General features: G+C 70.7%; 20 protein-coding genes. 8 read left to right on the top strand and 12 right to left on the bottom strand.

Annotation, left to right across the window (positions count from 1 at the left end; translation table 11 throughout):
* Positions 1-12 precede the first annotated feature (12 nt).
* The 6 genes from AB0I18_RS09905 to AB0I18_RS09880 form a co-directional block, all read right to left on the bottom strand.
* Positions 13-1,017 carry a sugar phosphate isomerase/epimerase family protein gene (locus tag AB0I18_RS09905; RefSeq protein WP_363104898.1) on the bottom strand — a complete coding sequence of 335 codons (1,005 nt, stop codon included), beginning with the start codon at positions 1,015-1,017 and terminating at the stop codon, positions 13-15.
* 14 nt (positions 1,018-1,031) lie between these two features.
* Positions 1,032-2,234 carry a Gfo/Idh/MocA family oxidoreductase gene (locus AB0I18_RS09900; protein WP_363104897.1) on the bottom strand — a complete coding sequence of 401 codons (1,203 nt, stop codon included), beginning with the start codon at positions 2,232-2,234 and terminating at the stop codon, positions 1,032-1,034.
* A 226-nt stretch (positions 2,235-2,460) separates the two neighbouring features.
* Positions 2,461-3,507, bottom strand: coding sequence for a substrate-binding domain-containing protein (locus AB0I18_RS09895; protein ID WP_363104896.1), 1,047 nt, complete (start codon positions 3,505-3,507; stop codon positions 2,461-2,463).
* A gap of 50 nt (positions 3,508-3,557) precedes the next feature.
* A complete protein-coding gene (locus AB0I18_RS09890; protein WP_363104895.1) occupies positions 3,558-4,577 on the bottom strand; it encodes an ABC transporter permease in 1,020 nt (339 codons plus the stop codon).
* On the bottom strand, positions 4,574-6,112 hold the full coding sequence (locus tag AB0I18_RS09885; protein WP_363104894.1) for a sugar ABC transporter ATP-binding protein: 1,539 nt from the start codon (positions 6,110-6,112) through the stop codon (positions 4,574-4,576). The genes AB0I18_RS09890 and AB0I18_RS09885 overlap by 4 nt, the downstream gene beginning before the upstream one ends.
* Before the next feature lie 145 nt (positions 6,113-6,257).
* Complete coding sequence (locus AB0I18_RS09880; protein WP_363104981.1) at positions 6,258-7,439, bottom strand: ROK family transcriptional regulator; 1,182 nt, start codon at positions 7,437-7,439, stop codon at positions 6,258-6,260.
* Positions 7,440-7,664: 225 nt separating this feature from the next.
* Here AB0I18_RS09880 and AB0I18_RS09875 point away from each other — a divergent pair, with 225 nt between their 5' ends.
* On the top strand, positions 7,665-8,504 hold the full coding sequence (locus tag AB0I18_RS09875; RefSeq protein WP_363104893.1) for an NAD(P)H-binding protein: 840 nt from the start codon (positions 7,665-7,667) through the stop codon (positions 8,502-8,504).
* 93 nt (positions 8,505-8,597) lie between these two features.
* Here the strand turns inward: AB0I18_RS09875 and AB0I18_RS09870 are convergent, their stop codons facing one another.
* The 4 genes from AB0I18_RS09870 to AB0I18_RS09855 form a co-directional block, all read right to left on the bottom strand.
* Positions 8,598-9,275, bottom strand: coding sequence for a GntR family transcriptional regulator (locus AB0I18_RS09870; RefSeq protein ID WP_363104892.1), 678 nt, complete (start codon positions 9,273-9,275; stop codon positions 8,598-8,600).
* A gap of 159 nt (positions 9,276-9,434) precedes the next feature.
* A complete protein-coding gene (locus AB0I18_RS09865; RefSeq protein ID WP_363104891.1) occupies positions 9,435-10,373 on the bottom strand; it encodes a beta-ketoacyl-ACP synthase III in 939 nt (312 codons plus the stop codon).
* A gap of 136 nt (positions 10,374-10,509) precedes the next feature.
* Positions 10,510-10,656 (bottom strand): hypothetical protein, encoded by a 147-nt coding sequence (locus tag AB0I18_RS09860; protein ID WP_363104890.1) that lies wholly within the window; start codon positions 10,654-10,656, stop codon positions 10,510-10,512.
* Positions 10,628-11,959, bottom strand: coding sequence for an OFA family MFS transporter (locus AB0I18_RS09855; protein ID WP_363104889.1), 1,332 nt, complete (start codon positions 11,957-11,959; stop codon positions 10,628-10,630). The genes AB0I18_RS09860 and AB0I18_RS09855 overlap by 29 nt, the downstream gene beginning before the upstream one ends.
* Positions 11,960-12,333: 374 nt before the next feature.
* On the opposite strand from AB0I18_RS09855, the gene AB0I18_RS09850 reads away from it, so the two are divergent.
* Genes AB0I18_RS09850 through fdhD form a run of 5 tightly spaced genes read left to right on the top strand, consistent with a single transcriptional unit; the run spans position 12,334 to position 18,834 of the window.
* Positions 12,334-13,305 (top strand): 2-dehydropantoate 2-reductase, encoded by a 972-nt coding sequence (locus AB0I18_RS09850; RefSeq protein ID WP_363104888.1) that lies wholly within the window; start codon positions 12,334-12,336, stop codon positions 13,303-13,305.
* Positions 13,306-13,351: 46 nt separating this feature from the next.
* A complete protein-coding gene (locus tag AB0I18_RS09845) occupies positions 13,352-15,277 on the top strand; it encodes a molybdopterin-dependent oxidoreductase (RefSeq protein WP_363104887.1) in 1,926 nt (641 codons plus the stop codon).
* Positions 15,278-15,282: 5 nt separating this feature from the next.
* Positions 15,283-17,106, top strand: a complete 1,824-nt coding sequence (locus AB0I18_RS09840; protein ID WP_363104886.1) for an NAD(P)H-dependent oxidoreductase subunit E — start codon at positions 15,283-15,285, stop codon at positions 17,104-17,106.
* Positions 17,103-17,963 carry a 2Fe-2S iron-sulfur cluster-binding protein gene (locus AB0I18_RS09835; RefSeq protein ID WP_363104885.1) on the top strand — a complete coding sequence of 287 codons (861 nt, stop codon included), beginning with the start codon at positions 17,103-17,105 and terminating at the stop codon, positions 17,961-17,963. The genes AB0I18_RS09840 and AB0I18_RS09835 overlap by 4 nt, the downstream gene beginning before the upstream one ends.
* Positions 17,964-17,970: 7 nt before the next feature.
* On the top strand, positions 17,971-18,834 hold the full coding sequence (gene fdhD, locus AB0I18_RS09830) for a formate dehydrogenase accessory sulfurtransferase FdhD (protein ID WP_363104884.1): 864 nt from the start codon (positions 17,971-17,973) through the stop codon (positions 18,832-18,834).
* A 252-nt stretch (positions 18,835-19,086) separates the two neighbouring features.
* On the opposite strand, the gene AB0I18_RS09825 is transcribed toward fdhD, so the two are convergent.
* Entirely contained in the window at positions 19,087-19,629 is a 543-nt protein-coding gene (locus tag AB0I18_RS09825; protein WP_363104883.1) for an isochorismatase family protein, read from the bottom strand.
* A gap of 224 nt (positions 19,630-19,853) precedes the next feature.
* On the opposite strand from AB0I18_RS09825, the gene AB0I18_RS09820 reads away from it, so the two are divergent.
* Positions 19,854-21,809: a sialidase family protein gene (locus AB0I18_RS09820; RefSeq protein ID WP_363104882.1), complete on the top strand. Its 1,956-nt coding sequence runs from the start codon at positions 19,854-19,856 to the stop codon at positions 21,807-21,809.
* Positions 21,810-21,819: 10 nt separating this feature from the next.
* On the top strand, positions 21,820-23,052 hold the full coding sequence (locus AB0I18_RS09815) for a DUF4185 domain-containing protein (RefSeq protein WP_363104881.1): 1,233 nt from the start codon (positions 21,820-21,822) through the stop codon (positions 23,050-23,052).
* Here AB0I18_RS09815 and AB0I18_RS09810 read toward each other — a convergent pair.
* On the bottom strand, positions 22,991-24,034 hold the full coding sequence (locus AB0I18_RS09810) for a bile acid:sodium symporter family protein (protein ID WP_363104880.1): 1,044 nt from the start codon (positions 24,032-24,034) through the stop codon (positions 22,991-22,993). The genes AB0I18_RS09815 and AB0I18_RS09810 overlap by 62 nt on opposite strands.
* Positions 24,035-24,112 lie beyond the last annotated feature (78 nt).

The raw sequence follows: 24,112 nt of genomic DNA, 5'->3' as shown, positions 1-24,112 counted from the left end.
TGGCTAGGGTGGCTAGTCGTTGCCGCCGAACGCCGCGTCGAAAGACGCCGACGGGGGCTCGAAGTCGTATGCCTTCAGCCGGGTGAGTGCCTCGGGGGCGCCCTGGAGGCGGTCCATGCCCGCGTCCTCCCACTCGACCGAGATGGGGCCCTTGTAGTCGATGGAGCGCAGCATCCGGAACACGTCCTCCCAGGGCACGTCTCCGTGGCCCGCGGACACGAAGTCCCAGCCGCGGCGCGGGTCGCCCCACGGGAGGTGCGAGCCGAGGCGGCCGTTGCGGCCGTCGAGGCGCTTGCGCGCTTCCTTGCAGTCGACGTGGTAGATCCGGTCGCGGAAGTCCCACAGGAAGCCGACCGGGTCGAGGTCCTGCCAGACGAAGTGCGAGGGGTCGAAGTTCAGCCCGAAGGCCGGACGGTGGTCAACTGCCTCAAGGGCACGCTGTGTTGTCCAGTAGTCGTACGCGATCTCGCTCGGGTGGACCTCGTGCGCGAACCGCACGCCCTCGGTGTCGAAGACGTCGAGGATGGGGTTCCAGCGCATGGCGAAGTCGTCGTAGCCGCGCTCGATCATCGACTCGGGGGCGGGCGGGAACATCGCGACCAGATGCCAGATCGCGGAGCCCGTGAAGCCGATGACGGTGTCGACGCCGAAGGCGGCCGCGGCACGCGCGGTGTCGGCGATCTCGGCCGCCGCCCGCTGCCGTACGCCCTCCGCCTCGCCGTCTCCCCAGATACGGGCGGGCAGGATCGCGCGGTGGCGTTCGTCGATGATGGCGTCGCAGACGGCCTGGCCGACCAGGTGGTTGGAGATCGCCCAGCACTTGAGGCCGTACTTGTCGAGCAGCTCGCGTCGGGAGTCGAGGTACGTGGAGTCGGCGAGGGCCTTGTCGACCTCGAAGTGGTCGCCCCAGCAGGCGAGTTCGAGTCCGTCGTAGCCGAAGTCGCGGGCGAGCCGGCAGACCTCCTCAAGGGGCAGGTCGGCCCACTGGCCGGTGAAGAGCGTGAAGTTTCGCGGCATGGGACGGGCCCTCCTCAGCTGACGGTGGGGGTGTAGACGGAGTTCTTCTCGGCGCTCTCCTCGACCGCCGCGAGCACGCGCTGCACCTGGAGACCGTCGGCGAAGGAGGGCAGGGGCTGCCGGCCTTCCGCGATCGCGTGCACCAGGTCGCGGGCCTGGTGGACGAAGGTGTGCTCGTAGCCGAGGCCGTGGCCGGGCGGCCACCAGGCCTCCAGGTAGGGGTGGTCGGGTTCGGTGACGAGGATGCGGCGGAAGCCCGCGTGTGTGCCGGGTTCCCTGTGGTCGTGGTACGAGAGTTCGTTGAGGCGCTCCAGGTCGAAGGCCAACGAGCCGTGTTCGCCGTTGAGTTCGATGCGCAGGGAGTTCTTGCGGCCGGTGGCGTACCGGGTGGCCTCGAAGGACGCGAGGGCGCCCGAGGCGAACCGGCCGGTGAACAGGGCTGCGTCGTCGACCGTGACGGGACCGAGGTCGCTGCCCCCGGCCCCCGAGAGGCCGCTGGACGCCCCGGTGAGCAGCGGCCGTTCGCGTACGAACGTCTCGGTGAGCGCCGACACCCCCACCACCGGTTCGCCCGCCAGGTACTGGGCGAGGTCGACGATGTGGGCGCCCAGGTCGCCGAGCGCCCCGGAGCCGGCCGTCTCCTTGCGCAGCCGCCAGGTCAGCGGGAACTCCGGGTCCACCAGCCAGTCCTGAAGGTACGTCACCCGTACGTGCCGCAGGGCACCGAGACGACCCTCGGCGACCATCTGCCGGGCGAGTGAAGTGGCGGGCACCCGGCGGTAGTTGAAGCCGACCATCGCCACCTGGCCGCGCTTGGCGGCGGCTTCGGCGGCCTCGGTCATCGCCTCGGCCTCCTCGACCGTGTTGGCGAGGGGCTTCTCGCACAGTACGTGCTTGCCCGCGGCCAGCGCGGCGAGCGCGATCTCGGCGTGGCTGTCGCCGGGGGTGCAGATGTCGACGAGGTCGACGTCGTCGCGGGCGATCAGGGCCCGCCAGTCGGTCTCGGCGGCCGCCCAGCCGAGCCGGTCGGCCGCCGCCCGCACGGCCTGTCCGTCGCGGCCGCAGACGGCGGCGAGGACCGGTCGGCGTGGCAGGTCGAAGACCCGGCCCACGGTGCGCCAGCCCTGGGAGTGGGTGGCGCCCATGAACGCGTATCCGACCATGCCTACGCCCAGCGCGGGCTTGCCTGCCTCGTCGCCCTGGTGCGGCTGTCCCATGCGGAGGTCCTCCTCGTCGTCGTGGCGCGGTGTGGGGGGTTAGGGCCTGCCCGGTGGGTCGGGGCCGGGGTCGGGTAGGCCGCGGCGTCCGGTGCGTGCGTCGCAAGGCTCCGGAGCGCCCTGACGGCGGAGCCGTCCGGGTGGTCCGGGAACCCGGCGAGGTGCCGTACCGGACACCGCGGGCCCGGCCCTGACCTGCCGGGCAGGCCCTGGGGAGCGGTGCGCATCACTTGAAGCCGGTGGGCATGTACTGCTCGACGTTCTCCTTGTCGACGACCGCCGAGTAGAGCGTCATGGACGCCGGGATCTCGAACTCGGCGAGGCCGCCGACGCCCTTGCCCTGGCCGAGCGCGCGGGCCAGGTCGATCGCGGACGCGGCCATGGTGGGCGGGTAGAGGACGGTGGCCTTGAGGACGCTGTTGTCCGACTCGATGGCCTGCATGGCGGACAGCGCGCCGGCTCCGCCGACCATCAGGAAGTCGTCGCGGCCGGCCTGCTCGATGGCGCGCAGGGCGCCGACTCCCTGGTCGTCGTCGTGGTTCCACAGGGCGTCGAAGTTCGACTGGGCCTGCAGGAGTTGGGACATCTTGGCCTGACCCGACTCGACGGTGAAGTCGGCCGCCTGCCGGGCGACCTTCCTGATGTTCGGGTAGTTCTTGAGGGCCGCGTCGAAGCCCTGCGTACGCTGCTTGGTGAGCTCCAGGTTGTCGAGTCCCGCGAGCTCGATGACCCGGGCGCCCTTCTTGTCCTTGAGCTTCTCGCCGATGTAGTGGCCTGCGTTGAGGCCCATGCCGTAGTTGTCGCCGCCGATCCAGCAGCGGTACGCCTGCGGGGAGTTGAAGATCCGGTCGAGGTTGACGACCGGGATGCCCGCGCGCATCGCCTGGAGGCCGACCTGGGTGAGCGCCTTGCCGTCGGCGGGCAGCACCACCAGGACGTCGACCTTCTTGTTGATCAGCGTTTCGATCTGGCCGATCTGCGCGGCGGTGTCGTTGGAGCCCTCGGTGATCTCCAGCGTCACGTCCTTGTACTTCTTGGCGCGGCTCTTGGCGTTGTCGTTGATCGCGTTGAGCCAGCCGTGGTCGGCCTGCGGGCCCGCGAAGCCGATGGTGACCTGCTTGCCGGGCTTGTCGTCGGCGGCCGGCTGGTCGTTCGAGGTCGGCTCGTCGTCGGATTCGTTGCTGGTGCAACCGGTCAGGAGGACACCGGCCCCGACGGCGGCGGTACCGAAGAGCAGTCCTCTGCGGCTCGTGACGCTCATGTTCTTTGGCATGGCGGTGGTCCCTTTCCTCAAGTCCTCAAGGCGTAGCCCCGGGTCGTGCTTCATGTCGTGTTCGCGGTGCGGCGCTGGACGAGCACGGCGGCGACGATGATCGCGCCCTTGGCGATCTGCTGGACGTCGCTCTGCAGGTTGTTCAGGGCGAAGATGTTCTGGATCGTGATGAAGATCAGGACCCCGAGCACCGAGCCGACGATGGTGCCGCGCCCCCCGGTGAGCAGGGTGCCGCCGATGATCGCGGCGGCGATGGCGTCGAGTTCGTAGAGGTTGCCGTTGGTGTTCTGGCCCGAGCCGGACAGGATGATCAGGAGGAAGGCCGCGATACCGCAGCACAGCCCGGAGAGCAGGTAGAGGTACAGGCGCTGGCGGCGTACGTCGATGCCGGCCAGGCGGGCCGCCTCCGCGTTGCCGCCGACGGCGATCGTGCGGCGGCCGAAGGTGGTGCGGTTGAGCACGAGCCAGCCGATGATCGTCACGACCGCGAACACCATGACGAGCGGCGGGACGCCGAGCACGTAGGAGTCGCGCTCGCCGAGGTCGAGGATGCCGTCGACGGTGACGACCTGGGTGTTGCCGTCGGTGATCTGCAGGGCGAGACCGCGGGCCGAGGCGAGCATGGCGAGTGTCGCGATGAACGGCACCATGGAGCCGTACGCGATCAGTACCCCGTTGACGAGACCGCAGCCGACACCGACGAGCACCGCCGTGAAGAGGATGCCGAAGAAGCCGAAGTCCTGGGTGGCTACGGTCGTCGCCCACACCGAGGCGAGCGCGACGATCGCGCCGACGGACAGGTCGATGCCTCCGGAGATGATGACGAAGGTCATGCCGACCGTGACGACGCCGATCACCGAGGCCTGGGTGAGGACGAGTTGGAGGTTGCGGGTGTCGAGGAATTCGTCGGGCTTGGTGATGCCGCCGATGAGGACCAGGGCGGCGAGCACGCCGAGCAACGAGAGCGTGCGGACGTCGGCGCGGGCCACGACCACCCGCCACGGGCTGGGTTCCGCCGACGGTGACACCTTGCCGGTGTCATCCCTGGGCGGCGATACGGGCTGCGTCATGACGCGGGACTCCCTTCAGTGGCCACCGGGCTTCCTTCCATGACGAGGTCGAGTACGCGGTGTTCGTCGAGGTCGCGGGCGGGTGCCGTGTGGACGACGTGGCCCTCCCTGAGCACCAGGACGCGGTCGGCGAGGCCGAGGACTTCGGGTACTTCGCTGGAGACCATCAGCACGGCCAGGCCTTCGTCGGCCAGGCGGCGGATGACGGCGTACAGCTCGGCGCGGGCGCCGACGTCGACGCCGCGGGTCGGTTCGTCGAGCAGCAGTACACGGCAGCCGCGCAGCAGCCAGCGGGCCAGGACGGCCTTCTGCTGGTTGCCGCCGGAGAGGGTGCGGATGGGCACGGACGGGTTGTCGGGGCGCAGCGACAGCTCGCGTGTCGCCTTGCGCGCCGCCTCCCGCTCGGCGCCCCGGTCGAGCCAACCCCCGTACGAGAAGCGGGACATGGAGGACACCGACACGTTCCGGGTGACGGACTCCAGCATCAGCAGGGCCTGCGCCTTGCGTTCCTCGGGGGCGAGCCCGAGTCCCGCGCGGACCGCGGCGCGGACACTGCCGGGCTTCAACCTCCGTCCGTCGACGAGGACTTGACCGGCGCTCGGCCTGCGCGCGCCGTAGATGGTCTCCAGGATCTCGGAGCGGCCGGAGCCGACGAGTCCCGCGAGGCCGACGATCTCGCCGGGCCGCAGGGTGAGGTCGAGCGGCGCGAACTCGCCGTCGCGGGCGAGGCCCCGCACTTCGAGCACCGGCTCCGTGAGCACCTGGTCGACCGGCCGGTCGGGGAAGACGTACTCGACGTTGCGCCCGGTCATCAGCGCGACGACCTCTCGAGTCGGCGTCGACTTCGCGGGCAGCCCGCCCGCCACCGCCCGCCCGTCCTTGAGCACGGTCACCCGGTCGCCGATGCGGCGGATCTCCTCCAGGCGGTGCGAGATGTAGACGACGGCGACGCCCTCGGCGGTGAGGTCACCGACGATGCGGAAGAGGTTGTCGACCTCGTCGGGGTCGAGGGCCGCGGAGGGCTCGTCCATGACGATGAGGCGTACGTCGTGGGAGAGCGCCCGTGCCATGGAGACGATCTGCTGCTGGGCGGCGGACAACTCGCCGACGAGCCGGGCCGGGTCGATCTCCGTGTGCCCAAGTCGCTTGAGCAGAGCGGTGGTTGCGGCCTTCTCGTCCTTTCCGCGTACGACGAATCCGGCGGACGTCGGTTCATGGCCGAGGTAGACGTTCTCGGCCACCGACAGGCCTTCCACCAGGTCGAGTTCCTGGTAGATGGTGGCGATGCCGAGGCGCATCGCGGCGATGGGCGAGCGGAGCGTTACCTGCTCGCCGCGCCAGCCGATCGTGCCGTCGTCCGGCTGGTGGGCGCCGGCCAGCACCTTGATGAGCGTGGACTTCCCGGCGCCGTTCTGGCCGAGCAGGCAGTGCACTTCGCCGGCCTGGACGTCGAGGTCGACACCGTCGAGCGCCCGGACTCCGGGGAACGACTTCGTGATGACGGACATGGTGAGAAGGGGTGGTTCAGGTGCCATGACGGTTCCCCTCGGCGTGCGGGCCGGATTCAGGGCAGGGCGGAGTAGAGGCAGGGCGGAGCAGGGGTGCTGTATAGGGGTATGGCTCTGAAGTCAGGTGTGACGAAGGCAGGCGTTGTGTGAACAGGCGTTACGTGAACAGGCGTTACGCGGGTGAGAACAGGTGGTCGCTGATGAGCCGGGCCGCGCCGATGACGCCGGCGGTGGGGCCCAACTCCCCCAGCACGATGGGCAGGTTGCCGGTCGCGAGGGGCAGCGACTGGCGGTAGACCTGGGTGCGGATCGCGGCGAGCAGGGTGTGGCCGATACCGGTCACCCCACCGCCGATCACCACCAGGCCCGGATTGAAGAAGCTGACGAGTCCGGCGATGACCTGGCCGGTGCGGTTGCCGCCCTCGCGGATCAGTTCGAGCGCGGTGGCGTCGCCCGCGGCGGCCGCGGCGGCGACGTCGACGGCGCTCAGGGAGCCCGCCGCCGCCAGCCGTGCCGCCAGTTCCTGGGAATGCCCCTGTTGGGCGGCGTCCGTGGCGTCGCGGGCGAGCGCGGCGCCACTGAAGTGGGCTTCCAGGCAGCCCCGGTTGCCGCAGGCGCACGGGCGGCCGTCGGGCACGGCCTGGATGTGCCCGATGTCGCCCGCGCTGCCCGTCGTACCGCGGTAGACCTCACCGCCGACGACGATCCCGCAGCCGATGCCCGTGCCGATCTTGACGCAGAGGAAGTCGCCCACGGAACGGGCGACGCCCGCGTGCTGCTCCCCCATGGCCATCAGGTTCACGTCGTTGTCGACCATGACGGGGCAGCCGAGGTCCTGGCTCAGCGCCTCGCGCACCGGGAAACCGTCCCAGCCCGGCATGATCGGCGGGGCGACCGGGACGCCCTCGGGGAAGCGGACCGGCCCCGGGACGCCGATGCCGGCGCCGTCGAAACCCTCCGCGAGTCCCGATGCCTTCAACTTGGCTGCCATGGACAGGACTTGCTCGAAGACCGCGACCGGGCCCTCGCGTACGTCCATGGGCTGGTTGATGTGCCCCAGTACCTCCAGCTCCGCGTTGGTGACGGCCACATCGACCGACGTGGCGCCGATGTCGACGCCGAGGAAGCGCAGGGCGGGAGCGAGGCGGATGTTGTGGGAGCGGCGGCCACCGCGGGAGGCGGCGAGTCCGTCCGCCACCACGAGGCCCGTCTCCAGGAGCCGTTCGACCTCCACCGCCAGCTTGGACCGGGAGAGGTCGACCTGATCGCCCAGTTGTGCACGCGAGTTGGGGCCATCGTCGCGCAACAGCCTGAGCAGTCGCGCCTGATGGGCGTTCCCGGGTCGCGCCGTCATACGTCTCACGAGCCCCTCCCCGCCTCATCGGCACTGCCGTCGTTGGCTTTCGAGGGGAACGTAGCAGCGGCTGCCGAAGCTGGGAAGAAGTCGCGCACGAATTACCGACGACTTCTTCCACTCACAGGACAAAGGAGGTTGGGAGGGTAGCCCGGCGCGGATCCAGGGCGCAGGATGGGCGCGGTGTCCCGGGCCGTCTCGGCCGGGGGTCGGAGAGGGGGGCGCATGATTCTGGTGACGGGTGCCACGGGGAATGTGGGTGCCGGGGTGGTGCGCGCGGTGGCCGCGGCCGGTGAGCCGGTGCGAGCGCTGAGCCGGGCCGGCGCTTCGACCGGATTACCGCAGGGCACCGAGGCGGTGGCCGGTGACCTGAACCGCCCGGAGACGGTGCGGGACGCCCTCGACGGAGTACGCGCGCTGTTCCTGATGCCGGGGTACGAGGGGCAGCAGGCGATCCTCGCCGATGCGCGGGCGGCGGGTGTCGAGCGGGTCGTGATGCTCTCCGGCAAGTCGGCGGAGCTCGAAGGCGACGACGGCGACAACGCGGTGACCCGCTATATGCGGGCGGCGGAGGCCGGGGGGCGCGCGTCCGGGCTCGCCTGGACCTTCCTGCGGCCGGTCAGCTTCATGGCCAACGCGCTGTCGCTCGCGGACCAGATCCGCAAGGGCGACGAGGTGCGGGTGCCGTTCGCCGGTGTCCGCACGGCGGACATCGACCCGTACGACATCGCCCAGGTCGCCGCCCGCGCCCTGCTCGCACCCGGCCCCGAACACGAGGGCCGCACCTACGTCCTGACGGGACCTCAGGCCCTGCTGCCCGCCGACCGCATCGCCATCCTCGGCGAGGTCCTGAACCGCGACCTGCGCACCATCGCCCTCACGGACGAGGAGACACGCGAGGCGCTGGGCGCCGCGTTCCCGGCCCCGTACGCCACCGCCTTCCTCCGCTTCTTCGCCGACGGAATCCTGGACGAGTCCCAGGTCCTACCGACGGTCGAGGAGATCACAGGGCAGGCACCGCGCACGTTCGGAGATTGGGCGCGGGAGCACGCGGCCGAGTTCTGACAGGCCTCAACAGCGGCGCCCCGTAAGGGGCGCGGGGAACTGCGCGACCAGCCACGACGCACCCGCAGACAACACATCGCCCCCCAGCGGAGCTCAGTCGCGGGGACGAGCGTGATATGTCCGGCGCGTGTGCTCGGTGTGGGCCCGCATGACCTCGGTCGCCCGCTGCTCATCGCGGGCGGAGATCGCGGCGATCAGATCCCGGTGCTCGATCCAGGACTGACCGCCGCGCTGCCGGGCGACCGGCGTGTAGTACCAGCGGACACGCCGGTCGACCTGCGCGGCCAGCTCGGCGAGGACCGCGTTGCCGGCGAGCTCCATGACCTTCGCGTGGAAACGGGCGTTCATCGCGACGGCCCCGTCCACGTCATCGGCGCCGACCGCGTCCTCGCCCTGGGCGCACAGCTCCTCAAGTGCCGCGATGCCTGCCGTGCCCGCGTTGGCCGCCGCGAGCCGGGCGGCCTCGGCCTCCAACAGCGTGCGGACGGTGAGGAGTTGGTCGGCCTCCGCCTCCGTCGGCTCGTGCACGAACGCACCCTGCGCGGGCCGCAGATCGACCCAGCCCTCGGTGTTCAGCCGCTGCAACGCCTCACGCACCGGCTGCCGGGAGACCCCGAGGTGCCCCGCGAGTTCGCTCTCCACCAGGTGCTGGCCGGGCTGCAGGGCCCGGGTCGTGATGAGTTCGAGCAACGCCTCGTAGACGCGGTCCCGCAGCGGCCCCGGCCGTTCGAGTTTCGGCACCGACCCCTGCGGCAGTCCGGTCGACAACATCGCGGTCCCCCTCCTGGGCAGCTGCGGCGTCTGCGGCGTCCACTGCGGCAGCACAGCAGCCGGAAAGCCAGTATCAATTGTCTTTCGTCTACAGTCTACGGCGCACAATGGCCAGGCCCAGGGGGAGTTGGCCTGGTCACACCGCGCAATACCCGCAGGTCACGGGCAGCGGACGACCTGTCCCGCGTACGAGAGATTGCCGCCGAAGCCGAACAGGAGCACCGGGTCGCCGGTGGAGATCTCGCCGCGTTCGACGAGCTTGGACAGGGCGAGCGGGATGCTGGCGGCCGAGGTGTTGCCGGACTCGACGACATCGCGGGCGACGACGGCGTTCACGGCGCCGATCTTCTCGGCGAGGGGCTCGATGATCCGCAGGTTGGCCTGGTGCAGCACGACCGCGGCGAGGTCCGCGGGGGTGAGCCCCGCACGCTCGCAGGCCTGGCGGGCGATGGCCGGCAGCCGGGTGGTCGCCCAGCGGTAGACGCTCTGGCCCTCCTGCGCGAAGCGCGAAGGCACGCCCTCGATCCGCACCGCGTTCCCCATCTCCGGCACCGAGCCCCAGAGCACGGGTCCGATGCCGGTCTCCTCGGCGGCCTCGACGACCGCGGCGCCCGCCCCGTCCCCGACGAGCACGCAGGTCGTGCGGTCCGTCCAGTCGGCCACGTCGGACATCTTGTCGGCGCCGATGACGAGCACCCGGGTCGCGCCGCCCGCGCGCACGGCGTGGTCGGCGGTGGCCAGTGCGTGCGTGAAGCCCGCGCAGACGACGTTGAGGTCCATGGTGGCCGCCGACGGGATGCCGAGGCGGGCGGCGACCCGGGCGGCCATGTTCGGCGACCGGTCGATCGCGGTGGAGGTGGCCACCAGGACGAGGTCGATGTCCTCGGGGGCGAGGCCGGCCGACGCGAGGGCCTTGGCCGCGGCGTGCGCCGCCAGCTCGTCGACCGGCTCGTCGGGCCCGGCGATGTGGCGCGTGCGGATGCCCACCCGGCTCGTGATCCACTCGTCGCTGGTGTCGACCAGCTCCGCCAGGTCCTCGTTGGTGAGAACCCTGGCGGGCTGATAGTGGCCGACGGCGGAGATGCGTGAGCCGGTCATGGGCGGTCCCCCTTGTTGCCTGGGTAACGGGACTCACCAGTCTGATCAGGTACTCACGGGTACGAGGACACGTAAAGTCACAGGAATGGCGCGCCACCCTTGTCGGCTTCCGTCAGACCCTCGGACGCCCGAACACCTACCCCGTGAACAGCTGAGTGGCCTTCCGTACGAGTTCGTAGAGACCATACGCCAGGGGCGCGCCCACCCAGAGCCAGGCGAAGGCGATCAGCGGGCGGCGGTCGGGCGCACTGCTGTCAGGCGGGCTGCTGTCGCTCGTGGACATCGGCGGCCTCCCTCTGGGCTGGGATGTGGTGGCGGGTGTGGACGGGACGGACGAGCTCGTTGGCGACGAATCCGACCACGAGCAGCCCGATCATGATGATCAGTGAAGTGCCGTAAAGGGACTCGCCGGACTTGCCGGCCTCCTCCTGGCGGTCCGCGATCCAGTTGACGATCAGCGGTCCGAGGACGCCCGCGGTCGACCAGGCGGTGAGCAGCCGCCCGTGGATCGCGCCGACCTGGTAGGTGCCGAAGAGGTCCTTCAGGTAGGCGGGGATGGTCGCGAAACCGCCGCCGTAGAAGGAGAGGATCACCAGCGCGCAGACGATGAACAGCGGCTTCGAGGAGTCCCCGACCCAGGCGATGAGCGCGTACATCAGTGCGCCGACGCCGAGGTAGACGCGGTAGATGTTCTTGCGGCCGATCAGGTCGGACGTCGACGACCAGCCGATCCGGCCCAGCATGTTGGCCGCCGAGAGCAGCGCGACGAACCCGGCCGCCGCCGACGCCGAGACGGGGGTCGAGGTGTCCGCGAAGAAGTCGGTGATCATCGGGGCGGCCTTCTCCAGGATGCCGATCCCGGCGGTCACGTTCATGCAGAGCACGACCCACAGACACCAGAACTGGGGGGTTCTGATGGCGCTGTTCGCGGAGACCTGCACCCCTTCGAGCGGCGCGGGACCGCCGTCGGCCGCGGTCTTCGCGGGGCGCGGCACGCGGACCAGCAGCACACCCAGCAGCATGAAGACGGCGTACGTCAGCCCGTGCACGAGGAACGCCTGCGCGATCCCGGTGTTGTCGGAACCGAACGACTCCAGCATCTGCGCGGACCACGGTGAGGCGATCAGCGCGCCGCCGCCGAAGCCCATGATGGCGATGCCGGTGGCCATGCCCGGCCTGTCCGGGAACCACTTGATGAGCGTCGAGACGGGTGAGATGTAGCCGATGCCGAGGCCGATGCCGCCGACGAAGCCGTAGCCGAACACGATCAGCCAGTACTGCTCGGTGGCGGCGCCGAGCGCGGAGAGCAGGAAGCCCGAGGAGAAGCAGATCAGGGCCACGGTCATCGCCCAGCGCGGCCCGTTGCGCTCCACGAGCGTGCCGCCGAACGCCGCCGACAGGCCCAGCATCACGATGCCGAGCTGGAAGGGCAGGGCGCTCTGGGTGCCGCTGAGGTCGAGCGCGGACTCCAGGGACGGTTTGAACACGGACCAGGCATAGGCCTGTCCGATCGAGAGGTGCACCGAAAGGGCCGCGGGCGGGACCAGCCAGCGGCTCCAGCCGGGTGGCGCTACAGGGGGACTCATGATCCCGGACGATAGGAAGCGGTCGCTCGGTTGGGAAGGCGGCTCAGCCAAATCGGCGACCGTATGCGGTGAGCGGTATCCCGAACGCGACGAACGGTCGCCCTGGGCCGACGAACGGTTCTCCGGACCCAACTCCGGAGCTCACCAAGGGTGTTCCGGGCGCGACAGCGAGTGCGTTCCGGCCGCGACGGCGAGTGCGCTCCGGATGGAGCGGCGCGTGTTCAGGGGCGGTACCAGGTGCTGCGCGAACCCTTGTCGCCCCAACTCCCATACTGTAGACAATATTCCGTCGACACTGTTCATCGCGTCATCACGGTTCACCGCTGATCAGCTCAGCATCTCCTCGGTACCCTCGACCGAACGGAGCCCCTCAAGTGAAAGTGGCAGTTCTCGGCGCCGGTGCGATCGGCGCCTACGTCGGAGCCGCGCTGCATCGCGCGGGTGCCGATGTGCACCTCATCGCCCGTGGACCGCATCTCGCGGCCATGAGGCAGCACGGAGTGCGAGTGCTCAGCCCGCGCGGCGACTTCACCGCCCGGGCCCACGCCACCGACGACCCGGCCGAGGTCGGCCCGGTCGACTTCGTCTTCCTGGGCCTGAAGGCCAACTCGTACGCGGCGTGCGGGCCGCTCATCGAGCCTCTCCTGAACGACACGACGGCGGTGATCGCCGCCCAGAACGGCATTCCCTGGTGGTACTTCCACCGGCACGGCGGCCCGCACGACGGCCACCGGGTCGAGAGCGTGGACCCGGACGGCGCGGTCAGTGCGGTGATCGCGCCCGAACGGGCCATCGGTTGCGTCGTGTACGCGGCAACCGAGCTGGCAGGACCGGGAGTTGTCCGCCATCTCGAAGGCACCCGGTTCTCCGTCGGCGAGCCCGACCGCTCGGTCTCGGCCCGCTGTACGGCGTTCAGCGACGCCATGGTGACGGGCGGTCTCAAGTGCCCCGTCGAGCCGGATCTGCGCAACGACATCTGGCTCAAGCTGCTCGGCAACATCTCCTTCAACCCCATCAGCGCCCTGGCCCGCGCCACCATGCGCCAGATGTGCCTGCACGGCGGTACGCGCAAGGTCATCGAGATCATGATGGCCGAGACGCTCGCGGTCGCCGAGGCGCTGGGCTGCCAGGTGGGCGTCTCCATCGAGCGGCGGCTGGCCGGCGCGGAACGCGTCGGCGACCACCGCACCTCCACTCTGCAGGACCTGGAGCGCGGCAAGCCGCTCGAACTCGACGTGCTGCTCGCGGCCGTCGTCGAGCTGGCGGAGATCACCGACGTTCCGGTGCCCACGCTCCGCACCGTCCACGCCATCTCGGACCTGCTCGCGCTGAGGACCGCCGCATGAGGACAACCACGAGGACATCCACGAGGACCTTCTTGAGGACCGCCGTATGAGGAAACGCGACCGAACTCCCAAGACGTACACCCGACTTACGCACCCCCTCGTCCGCGACTCCCGCGACGAGCCCTTCCGCCGCGCCACCTGGGACGAGGCGCTCGACCGCGCCGCCCGGGGCCTGAGCGTGGCGCGCGACGCGTTCGGCCTGTTCTCCTGCGCCCGCGCCACGAACGAGATGAACTACGTGGCGCAGAAGTTCGCGCGCGTCGTGATGGGCACCAACAACGTCGACTCCTGCAACCGCACCTGCCACGCGCCGAGCGTGGCCGGACTGTCGGCCGCCTTCGGCTCGGGCGGCGGGACCTCCTCGTACGCGGAGGTCGAGCACACCGACCTCATCGTGATGTGGGGCTCCAACGCCCGTTTCGCGCACCCGATCTTCTTCCAGCACGTGCTGAAGGGGATCAGGAACGGGGCACGGATGTACGCCGTCGACCCGCGCCGCACCTCCACGGCCGAGTGGGCGGAGAGCTGGCTCGGCCTGAACGTGGGCACGGACATCCCGATGGCCCACGCGATCGGCCGCGAGATCGTCCACTCCGGGCTGGCGAACGACGCCTTCATCGAGCGGGCGACCACCGGCTTCGAGGAGTACAAGCAGCTCGTCGAGCCCTGGACCCTGTCGCTCGCCGAGAAGGTGACGGGCGTACCGGCCGCCGCGATAAGGGAGTTGGCGCACGCCTACGCCCGCGCCGAGCGCGCCCAACTGTGCTGGACGCTGGGCATCACCGAGCACCACAACGGCACGGACAACGTGCGCGCACTCATCAACCTGTCGCTCCTGACGGGCCATGTGGGGCGCTTCGGCTCGGGGTTGCAGCCCCTGCGCGGCCAGAACAACGTGCAGGGCGGCGGCGACATGGGCGCCATCCCGAACCGCCTCCCCGGCTTCCAGGACATCCTCGACCCGGACGCCCGGCTGAAGTTCGAGTCCGCGTGGGACACCGTCATCCAGCCGCACTACGGGCTGAACCTGACGGAGATGTTCGAGGCCATGGAGGAGGGCACGCTCAGGGCCGTCTACTGCATCGGCGAGAACCCGGCGCAGTCGGAGGCCGACAGCGAACAGGCCGTACGGCGGCTGCGCGCCCTCGACTTCCTGGTGGTCCAGGATATCTTCCTCACCAAGACCGCCGAGCTGGCCGACGTCGTACTGCCCGCGACCGCCGGGTGGGCCGAGACGGACGGCACGACCACCAACAGCGAGCGGCGGGTTCAGCGGGTGCGCCGGGCGGTCACCCCGCCCGGTGAGGCCCGCGAGGACATCGACATCCTCTGCGACCTCGCCGCCCGGCTGGGCCACGAGTGGAAGTACGCGGACTCCGAGGCCGTGTGGAACGAGCTGCGCTCGGTGTCGCCGGACCACTACGGGATGACATACGAGCGCCTGGCGGAGCACCAGGGCATCCAGTGGCCCTGCCCGGACCCGGACAGGCTCGAACCGACGTACCTGCACGGGCGGTTGTGGTCGTCCGACCCCGCCGAGCGCGGCCGACTCGCGCCCTTCGGGATCGTCCAGCACGACCCGCCCGTCGATCTGACGGACGAGCGGTATCCGATCCGGCTGACCACCGGGCGGCGGCTCGACTCGTACAACACCGGTGTGCAGAGCGGCAGTTTCGCGTCTCCGCTGCGGCGCGGCGAGTACATCGAGCTGTGCCCGGAGGACGCCGAGCACTACGGCGTGACGGTCGGCGAGGAGGTGCGGATCTCCTCGCGGCGCGGCTCGGTGGTGGCCCCGGTGTGGGTCGACCCGGCGCTGCGGCCCGGGCTCGCGTTCATGACCATGCACTTTCCCGACGAGGTGGACACCAACCAGCTGACGATCGAGGAGAACTGCCCGATCGCCGGTACGGCGGAGTTCAAGGCGTCGGCGATCCGGATCGAGAAGCTGCCGGTTGCGATTCAAGTGAGGTGACGTAAGTGGACCTGCACTTCGGTGACAGCAAACCGACGGACGAGGAGCGGGCGGCGGTCGACGCGCTGCTCGGTCCTCCGGAGTCTTCGTGGGAGGGCGCCGACCGTTCCGACGCCGACCTGAGGTGGGCACGCGGCGGCCGCGAGGCCCGGGAACGCCGTGACCTGCTGTTGCCGGGGCTGCACGCCGTCAACGACCGCGTCGGCTGGATCAGCGACGGCGCCCTGGACTACCTCTGCCGACGGCTCACGGTGCCGCCGGCAGAGGCCTACGGGGTCGCCACCTTCTACTCGATGTTCTCGGTGAAGCCGCGCCCCGCGACCGTGCTCCACGTCTGCACGGACCTCGCGTGCGCGGCGGCCGGAGCTTCGGAACTGTGCGCCGGTGTCGAGGCCCGGCTCGGCCTCGGCAGCGGTGTCAGCGTCGAGCGCAGCCCGTGCCTGGGCCTGTGCGAGCGGGCTCCGGCGGCACTGGCGATCAAGGCCGGGGAGCCGGTGCGTACGGCGGTGTCGGCGCCCGCGACCGTCGAGTCGGCGGTGCTCGCGGGCAGCGCGCCGGACTCGGCACCCGAGGAGCCGCCGGCGGCGCTGGCGGTTCCGCAGGCCGGCGACCCGTCCCTCCTGCTGCTGGGCCGGGTCGGCGTCGTGGACCCGTCCTCGCTCGACGACTACCGGGCGCACGGCGGCTACACGGCCCTGCGGCAGGCCTTCGCGATCGGTCCCGCCGGGGTCATCCGCGAGGTCACCGACGCGGGTCTGGTCGGGCGCGGCGGCGCCGCCTTCCCCACCGGCCGCAAATGGCAGGCCACGGCGTCCCAGCCCGACCACCCGCACTACCTCGTCTGCAACGCCGACGAGTCGGAGCCCGGCACCTTCAAGGACCGGGTGCTCATGGAGGGCGACCCGTTCTCCCTCGTGGAGGCGATGACGATCGCGGGGTACGCGGTCGGCGCCCACAAGGGCTACCTCTACCTGCGCGGCGAGTACCCCCGGGCCCTCCAGCGCCTGGAACACGCCATCGGACAGGCACGCGCGCGTGGACTGCTCGGGGACGACGTGCTCGGCCAGGGGTACGCCTTCGACATCGAGATCCGGCGCGGCGCGGGCGCGTACATCTGCGGCGAGGAGACCGCCCTCTTCAACTCGATAGAGGGGTACAGAGGAGAGCCGCGCTCCAAACCGCCCTTCCCCGTGGAGAAGGGCCTGTTCGGCAAACCCACCGCCGAGAACAACGTCGAGACGCTGGTCAACGTGCTGCCCATCCTCACCATAGGAGCCCAGGCGTACGCGGCGATCGGCACCGGGAAGTCCACCGGGCCGAAGCTGTTCTGCGTGTCGGGAAGCGTGGACCGGCCCGGCATCTACGAGCTGCCGTTCGGCGCGACACTCGGCGAACTGCTGGAGCTGGCGGGGGTGCGTGAGCGTCTGCGGGCTGTACTGCTCGGCGGCGCGGCCGGTGGCTTCGTACGACCCGACGAGCTGGACATCCCGCTCACCTTCGAAGGCACCCGGGAGGCGGGCACGACGCTCGGCTCCGGTGTCGTACTGGCCTTCGACGACACCGTGCCGCTGCCGCGCCTGCTGCTGCGGATCGCCGAGTTCTTCCGCGACGAGTCGTGCGGGCAGTGCGTGCCGTGCCGGGTCGGGACGGTCCGCCAGGAGGAGGCGCTGCACCGCATCGTCGAGCGGACGGGCGCGGAGGCGGCGGGCGACATCGTGCTGTTGCGCGAGGTGGGCCGTGCCATGCGGGACGCCTCGATCTGCGGTCTCGGACAGACCGCCTGGAACGCCGTGGAATCCGCCATCGACCGTCTGGGGGCGTACGAATGACCGTGGTATCGCTGGGGGTTCCCCGCCGTCTGCTCGAATTCACCGTGGACGAGGAACCCGTACGGGTCCCCGAGGGCTCGACCATCCTCGACGCCTGCCGGGCCGCCGGAAAAGACGTGCCGACGCTGTGCCAGGGCGACACGCTCACGCCGAAGAACGCCTGCCGTGTGTGCGTGGTCGAGGTCGAGGGAGCACGCACGCTCGTCCCGGCCTGCTCCCGCAAGGCGGAGGCGGGCATGGAGGTCCGTACGGACACCGAGCGCGCCCGCCACAGCCGCAAGATCGTCCTCGAACTCCTCGCGTCCTCGGTCGACCTGTCGACCACACCGCAGGTCGCCGAGTGGCTCAAGGAGTACGAGGCGAAGCCGGACCGCTTCGGCCCGGACGCGGCCCGTCTCAACGAGGAGCCGAGGGTCGACAACGACCTGTACGTCCGTGACTACGACAAGTGCATCCTCTGCTACAAGTGCGTGGACGCCTGTGGCGACCAGTGGCAGAACAGCTTCGCGATCTCCGTCGTCGGGCGCGGTTTCGACGCCCGGATCGCGGTCGAGCACGACGGGCCGCTCACCGAGTCCGCCTGTGTGTACTGCGGCAACTGCATCGAGGTGTGCCCGACGGGAGCGCTGTCCTTCAAGTCGGAGTTCGACATGCGGGCGGCGGGTACGTGGGACGAGTCGGCGCAGACCGAGACGACCACGGTGTGCGCGTACTGCGGAGTGGGCTGCAACCTCACTCTGCACGTGCAGGACAATGAGATCGTGAAGGTCACCTCACCGCACGACAACCCGGTGACCCACGGCAACCTCTGCATCAAGGGCCGTTTCGGCTACCAGCACGTACAGAACCGGGACTGATCAGGACATGGGACGAGTCACGGAACGACGCAAGGTGATCCGCATCCGGGACGGGGCGGTCTCCGCCCGCCCGGACACGCTCGTCGCCGAGGAACCACTGGAGATCCGCCTCAACGGAAAACCCCTCGCGATCACGATGCGCACCCCGGGCGACGACTTCGCGCTCGCGGCGGGCTTCCTGGTCAGCGAGGGGGTTCTGGGCGCCGCCGAGGAACTGCAGAACATCGTGTACTGCGCGGGCGCCACGGTGGACGGCTCGAACACGTACAACATCGTCGACGTGCGGACGGCGCCCGGCGTCGTCATCCCCGACATCACGCTCGAACGCAACGTCTACACGACCTCGTCCTGCGGCCTGTGCGGCAAGGCGAGCCTGGACGCGGTCCGTACGACGGCCCGCTGGACGATCGACGACACGGCGGGCGACACCACTCCCCCGGTGCGGCTCGAACCCGAGCTCCTCGCGAGCCTCCCCGACCGGCTCCGCGCGGCGCAACGGGTCTTCGACCGGACCGGGGGCCTGCACGCGGCGGCCCTGTTCACCGAGGACGGCGAGCTGGTCGACATCCGGGAGGACGTAGGGCGTCACAACGCGGTCGACAAGCTGGTCGGCCGCGCCCTGCAGAACGGCTCGCTGCCGCTCTCCCGCACGGTCCTGCTGGTCTCGGGCCGGGCGTCCTTCGAGCTGGCCCAGAAGGCGGTGATGGCGGGCATCCCCGTCCTCGCCGCGGTCTCGGCCCCGTCCTCGCTGGCCGTGGACCTGGCCGCCGAGTCGAACCTCACCCTCGTCGGCTTCCTCAGGGGCGCCTCCATGAACGTGTACGCGGGCGAGCACCGCATCGCTCTGCGGGCCGCGGCCGCCCAGGGCTGACCGGTCTCCCCGCTGCACGGCGGCGGGGCCCCGACCCGGCGGGGAGCGCCCCCTGCGCCGGAGGGGCCCCGCCCCCCCTTTTTAACGCTCGGTTCGCCTCCGGGGCGCAGAAGCCTGTGTCGAGAGCGCGACCGTGCTCGACCCTCCTTCGTCGGGCCTCCGCGCGCTCGCGCTCTCGACACAGGCGCGCCCCTTCGGCTCACTCGCGGGCCAAAGTTGACGTCTTTCGCGCAAGGCTGACGTCTTTCGCGCTCAGCCCTTGGCGAAGTGGACCTCCGAAGCGGTGACGACCGTCCCTAGGCGCGGGAAGTCCAGCTTCACGGAGGCCTCGTGTTCGGGCGCGGTGAGGGCGGCCATGGCGTCCTCGACGAAGACGAGGTCGTAGCCGAGGTCGCCGGCGGCGCGGGCGGTGGACTCGACGCCGAGATTGGTGGCGACTCCGCCGAACACCAGCGTGGTGACGCCGCGTTCGCGAAGCCGCTCGTCCAGACCCGTGCCCTGGAAGCCACCGATGGTCCGCTTCACGATCTCGAGGTCGCCGTCGGCCGCGAGCCCGGAGACCAGCCCGCTGCCGGGCGGCTGCTCGCCGACGCCGGCCCGTTCGACGCGGACGAGCACGACGAGCGCGCCCACTGCCCGGAAGGCGGCTGCCAACTCCTCGGCGACGGAGAGGAGTTCGGGGCCCTTGCGGGGCTCCAGCGGCAGTCCCACGATGCGGTCCATCAGATCGACGAGCACGAGGGCGGTGCGCGCGGGGTCGAGGGCGAGACGGGGTTCGGTGTCCGGTGCGTTCATGACGGAACGTTAGCCCGCATCAGCCGTCCGTACCGGAAATCCGGATCAACAGGCGCATGAACTGATCTCCCGGCATGACCGGGGCCGCGCGATTTACCCGACCGCGACTCGTGCGCGGTCCTTGTGGGCCGCCGGAGGCCCCAGTAGCGTCTGTGGCCGCGCACGTTGGACGTGGGATGTCCAGATGTTCAGATGTCCAGACGCATGAAGGGCAGGGCCGCACCATGCCGTCAAGTCTTCGCGCACGCCTCAGATCCACCCTGACAACGGTTCTCACCACCGTCGCGTTACTCGCCCTCACGACCCCGGCGGCGCAGGCCGAACCCGCCGCCCCGGACCCGGGCTTCGAGCAGCAGGTGCTCTTCAAGGCCTCCCAGGATCCCGGTTACGCCTGTTTCCGGATCCCGGCCGTCGTGAAGACGACGAAGGGCACCCTGCTCGCGTTCGCGGAGGGCCGGGTGAACGACTGCAGTGACGCCGGTGACATAGACATCGTGCTCAAGCGCTCCACCGACGACGGCCGCACCTGGAGTCCGCTCCAGGTCGTCAACGAGGGCGCCGGCGACACGCACGGCAACCCCGCGCCGATCGTGGACCGCGAGACCGGCCGGATCGTGCTGGCCGAGACGTACAACACGGGCCGCACGGACGGCCGCAACTGCGACGTCCCCTGCGATCGCACCCCGCACATGCAGCACAGCGACGACGACGGCCGCACCTGGTCCGAGCCGCGCGACCTCAGCGCCGAGATCCTCCCCCCGAACTGGAACTCCTGGTACGCGACAGGCCCTGTGCACGGCATCCAGCTGTCCCGCGGCAAGCACGCGGGCCGACTCGTCTTCGGCGTCAACACCGAGACGTGGGACGGCGAGCGAAGCGAGATGGGGGTCCCCCCGGCCGGAGGCTGGGGGAGGGTCAGCGCCAACCATGCCGCGCTGATCGTGAGCGACGACGGCGGTGACCACTGGCGGATCGGGGCGACGGACTCGTGGTCGATACCGGCCGAGGGCACGTTCCGGCAGAAGCCGTCCGAGATCACCATGACCGAGCGCGCCGACGGGACGATCCTGGTCAGCGGCCGCGAGCAGGACGGCACCGATCTCGGCCACCGTACGCAGGCGTTCAGCCGCGACGGCGGTGACACCTTCGTCTCGCCCTTCCAGGCCCTCCCGGACCTGTACACGCCCCAGGTGCAGGGCTCCACCCTGCGGTTGGGCAACCGGATCCTGCTCGCCTGCCCCGCCGACCCGGACCGCCGCCGCACGATGATGATCCGCTCCTCCTACGACGCCGGACGCACCTGGGACAGCGTGGACCGGGGCACGGTCGTCACCACGGACTGGTCCGGCTACTCGGACCTGGTGGGGATCGGCCGCGACACGGCCGGCCTGATGTACGAGGGCGGCGCGGTGGACGCGCGCGACGAGATCCGCTTCGCGCGGTTCACCGAGGACTGGTTGCAGCCGCGCCGCGGCCCGGACCCGACGACGGCCGACCGCGCACCGGACGCGCGTCGGGCGGCGGTCCTCGGCGGCGCCCGCGCGACGGACGGGGTGTTCGGCGGCGCCCTCGACTTCGACGGCACCGACGACGCCGTACGCCTGCCGTACCGCGACCAACTGCCGCTCAGGACCAAGGACTTCACGGCGTCGCTGTGGTTCCGCTACACGGCCACCACCGGTGAACAGCCGCTGCTCTGGATGGGCGGGGTCGGCACCACCCAGCCGCAGGTGTGGCTGCGCGGCGAACCCGCGAGTGACCGTATCCAGGGGCTGATCACCGTCCGGGACGGCGCGAGCGCCCCGAGGTCCGCGTCGGTGCGCACGACCGGCGCGTACAACGACGGGCAGTGGCATCATCTGGCGCTGCGGCGCGGCGGCGGACAGCTCACGCTGTTCATCGACGGCACGGCGGCCAGTACGGCGGACGTGCCGGGTTCCGTGAGCCGCAACTCGCCGTTCGGCGTGCACATCGGCCAGAAGCTCGACAGCCGGGCGCACTTCACGGGCGCGATCGACGACGTACGGGTGTACGACCGGGCGCTGAGCGACGCGGAGGTCGCCGACGTCCGCACCGCACCCGCACCCACATCCGCATCCACGGCCACATCCGCGTCCGCCGCTGTGACCCGGGACACCGTCCTGTGGCTGCCCATGGACCGGGTGAGCGGCAGCCACTAACGTCCCGGGCGTGCCCGACGACGCACGAGCACGACAGCGCACGGGGACCGGGCTCGGCCTGCTGCTGGCCCTGGTCCTCGGCGCCGTGCTGCTCACCGCCCTCCCGGACGACCAGGACCGGGAGGGCTCCTGCGCGGCCCGCAAGGTCACCTCGTGGGCCGCGGACCAGGACCTCACGGGCGAGTTCGCGCGGTACGGGGACGACGCCTCGCGGACCGACGACTGGACCGGCGGCGACGGCACGCACTCGGTGCGGCTGCCGGACGGGCGGGTGCTGTGGCTGTTCTCGGACACGTTCCTCGGTCCGGTGTACCGGCCGCCGAACCCGGCGGGTGAGTCCTACGCGTGGCGGGACACGAACACGCCCCTGGTGCGCAACTCGGCCGTGGTCATGGATGACGGCCGCCTCCAGCAGACCCTGCCGGCGCCGCTGTTCGCGGACCCGGCACCGGGGCAGTGGCGCTGGCCGGTGGCGGCGCGGATCGAGCCCCGCTCCCCCGGTTCGTCCGAGCAGGTCGTACGGGTCGTGCTGTGGACCCGTGCGAACGGCACGTACCCCTGGATCTACGGTGTCCCGACCGCCACCGAGGTCGCCACGCTCTCGCTGCCCGACCTGCGCGTCGAGGGCATCGTGAAGGTCCTCGACCAGCAGGGGGTCCGGGATCCGGCGCAGCGGGTGCTGTTCGGCACGACCGCGATGATCGACGACGAGAACTGGACGTACGTCTTCGGCGGTGACGACGCCCGGGCGGCCTCACAGCCCGTGTCGAAGGCGTACGTCGCGCGCGTGCCCCGCGGCCGGCTGGCGGATCCGGCGGCGTGGCGGTACTGGGACGGCGAGGATTGGTCCATCCCCTCGCGGATGAAGCCCGTGCTGGGGGACGGCAGTCGGACCGGGGTGGGCAGCGCGTTCACGGTCGTCCGCGACGGTGGGACGTACGTGCTGTTCACGATGGCGGCGGGCGCCGAGGGGCTGACGACGATCACCTCGTACTGGGCGTGCTCGCCCACGGGGCCCTGGCACGGGCCCGGCAAGGGCTTCAGCCCGCCGCTGCCGGAGCAGCGGCCGGGCGTGGCGGCGTACAACCCGCAGATCCACCCGGCGGTCGGCCGGGACGGGATCGTACTGAGCTACGACGTCAACTGGCTGGACACGACCGGCATTTCGGCGCAGGCGAACCTCAGCCGGAACGTGTCCCTGTACCGACCGCGATTCGTGTCTCTGCGGCTGGGTCCGGAGTGAGGGCCGGCGCCGCCTCGGGGTCGCGGGAGCGGCGTTTGGCGATGACCGCGCAGACGATGAGCTGCATCTGGTGGAAGAGCATCAGGGGCAGTACGGCCAGTGCGGCGTGGGCGCCGAACAGCACGCTCGCCATGGGCAGTCCGGCCGCCAGGGACTTCTTGGACCCGGCGAACTGGACGACGATCCGGTCCTCGCGGCTGAAGCGCAGTGCCTTCGCCCCGTACCAGGTGATCGCGAGCATCACGGCGAGCAGTACGACCTCGACCCCGAGCAGACCGGCCAGCCGGGCGGGGCTGACCTGGTGCCAGATGCCCTGCACCATGCCCTCGCTGAACGCGGTGTAGACGACCAGGAGGATGGAGCCGCGGTCGACGAGGCCGAGGACCTTCTTGTGGCGCGTGACGAATCCGCCGATCCAGCGGCGCAGCAGCTGGCCGGCGACGAACGGCACGAGCAGCTGGAGCACGATCTTGATCAGCGAGTCCGCGGAGAACCCGCCCCCGGTGCTGCCGAGGAGTGTCGCCGCGAGCAGCGGGGTGATCACGATGCCCGCGAGGGAGGAGAAGGAGCCCGCGCAGATCGCGGCGGGCACGTTGCCGCGCGCCATGGAGGTGAAGGCGATCGAGGACTGGACCGTCGAGGGTACGAGGGTGAGGAAGAGCAGGCCCGTGTAGAGCGAGTGGTTCAGGAAGACCGGTTCGAGTCCGCGGGCCGCCAGGCCGAGCAGCGGGAACACCACGAAGGTGCTGGCCAGGACCGTGACATGCAGCCGCCAGTGGCGCAGGCCGTCCATCGCCTCACGGGTGGAAAGACGCGCCCCGTAGAGGAAGAAGAGGAAGGCGATGGCCGCGGTGGAGGCGCCGGACGCGACGTCGGCGCCGGTGCCCCGGGCCGGGAGGAGGGCGGCGAGGCCCACCGTCCCGAGCAGCAGCAGGATGTACGGGTCGATCGGCAGCCAGGACGGCCACTTCAGGCGTTTCACGGTGCTCCGTAGCTGAGTCTTGTGGTGCCGAGTCCTCGTCGCGGACGTCTCTGTCGCCGACTCGGACTCCAGCTGGTT

The organism is Streptomyces sp. NPDC050704, from assembly GCF_040654355.1.
In the GTDB taxonomy this organism is placed as follows: domain Bacteria; phylum Actinomycetota; class Actinomycetes; order Streptomycetales; family Streptomycetaceae; genus Streptomyces.
Note: the sequence above shows the minus strand (reverse complement) of the source record. Positions and strands in the feature narration are given on the sequence as shown.

What these genes read in the sequence shown, in the direction of transcription:
- AB0I18_RS09905 (WP_363104898.1), bottom strand. Translation starts at nt 1,017, where the DNA reads ATGCCGCGAAACTTCACGCTCTTCACCGGCCAGTGGGCCGACCTGCCC.
- AB0I18_RS09900 (WP_363104897.1), bottom strand. Translation starts at nt 2,234, where the DNA reads ATGGGACAGCCGCACCAGGGCGACGAGGCAGGCAAGCCCGCGCTGGGC.
- AB0I18_RS09895 (WP_363104896.1), bottom strand. Translation starts at nt 3,507, where the DNA reads ATGCCAAAGAACATGAGCGTCACGAGCCGCAGAGGACTGCTCTTCGGT.
- AB0I18_RS09890 (WP_363104895.1), bottom strand. Translation starts at nt 4,577, where the DNA reads ATGACGCAGCCCGTATCGCCGCCCAGGGATGACACCGGCAAGGTGTCA.
- AB0I18_RS09885 (WP_363104894.1), bottom strand. Translation starts at nt 6,112, where the DNA reads ATGGCACCTGAACCACCCCTTCTCACCATGTCCGTCATCACGAAGTCG.
- AB0I18_RS09880 (WP_363104981.1), bottom strand. Translation starts at nt 7,439, where the DNA reads ATGACGGCGCGACCCGGGAACGCCCATCAGGCGCGACTGCTCAGGCTG.
- AB0I18_RS09875 (WP_363104893.1), top strand. Translation starts at nt 7,665, where the DNA reads ATGATTCTGGTGACGGGTGCCACGGGGAATGTGGGTGCCGGGGTGGTG.
- AB0I18_RS09870 (WP_363104892.1), bottom strand. Translation starts at nt 9,275, where the DNA reads ATGTTGTCGACCGGACTGCCGCAGGGGTCGGTGCCGAAACTCGAACGG.
- AB0I18_RS09865 (WP_363104891.1), bottom strand. Translation starts at nt 10,373, where the DNA reads ATGACCGGCTCACGCATCTCCGCCGTCGGCCACTATCAGCCCGCCAGG.
- AB0I18_RS09860 (WP_363104890.1), bottom strand. Translation starts at nt 10,656, where the DNA reads ATGTCCACGAGCGACAGCAGCCCGCCTGACAGCAGTGCGCCCGACCGC.
- AB0I18_RS09855 (WP_363104889.1), bottom strand. Translation starts at nt 11,959, where the DNA reads ATGAGTCCCCCTGTAGCGCCACCCGGCTGGAGCCGCTGGCTGGTCCCG.
- AB0I18_RS09845 (WP_363104887.1), top strand. Translation starts at nt 13,352, where the DNA reads ATGAGGAAACGCGACCGAACTCCCAAGACGTACACCCGACTTACGCAC.
- AB0I18_RS09835 (WP_363104885.1), top strand. Translation starts at nt 17,103, where the DNA reads ATGACCGTGGTATCGCTGGGGGTTCCCCGCCGTCTGCTCGAATTCACC.
- fdhD (WP_363104884.1), top strand. Translation starts at nt 17,971, where the DNA reads ATGGGACGAGTCACGGAACGACGCAAGGTGATCCGCATCCGGGACGGG.
- AB0I18_RS09825 (WP_363104883.1), bottom strand. Translation starts at nt 19,629, where the DNA reads ATGAACGCACCGGACACCGAACCCCGTCTCGCCCTCGACCCCGCGCGC.
- AB0I18_RS09820 (WP_363104882.1), top strand. Translation starts at nt 19,854, where the DNA reads ATGCCGTCAAGTCTTCGCGCACGCCTCAGATCCACCCTGACAACGGTT.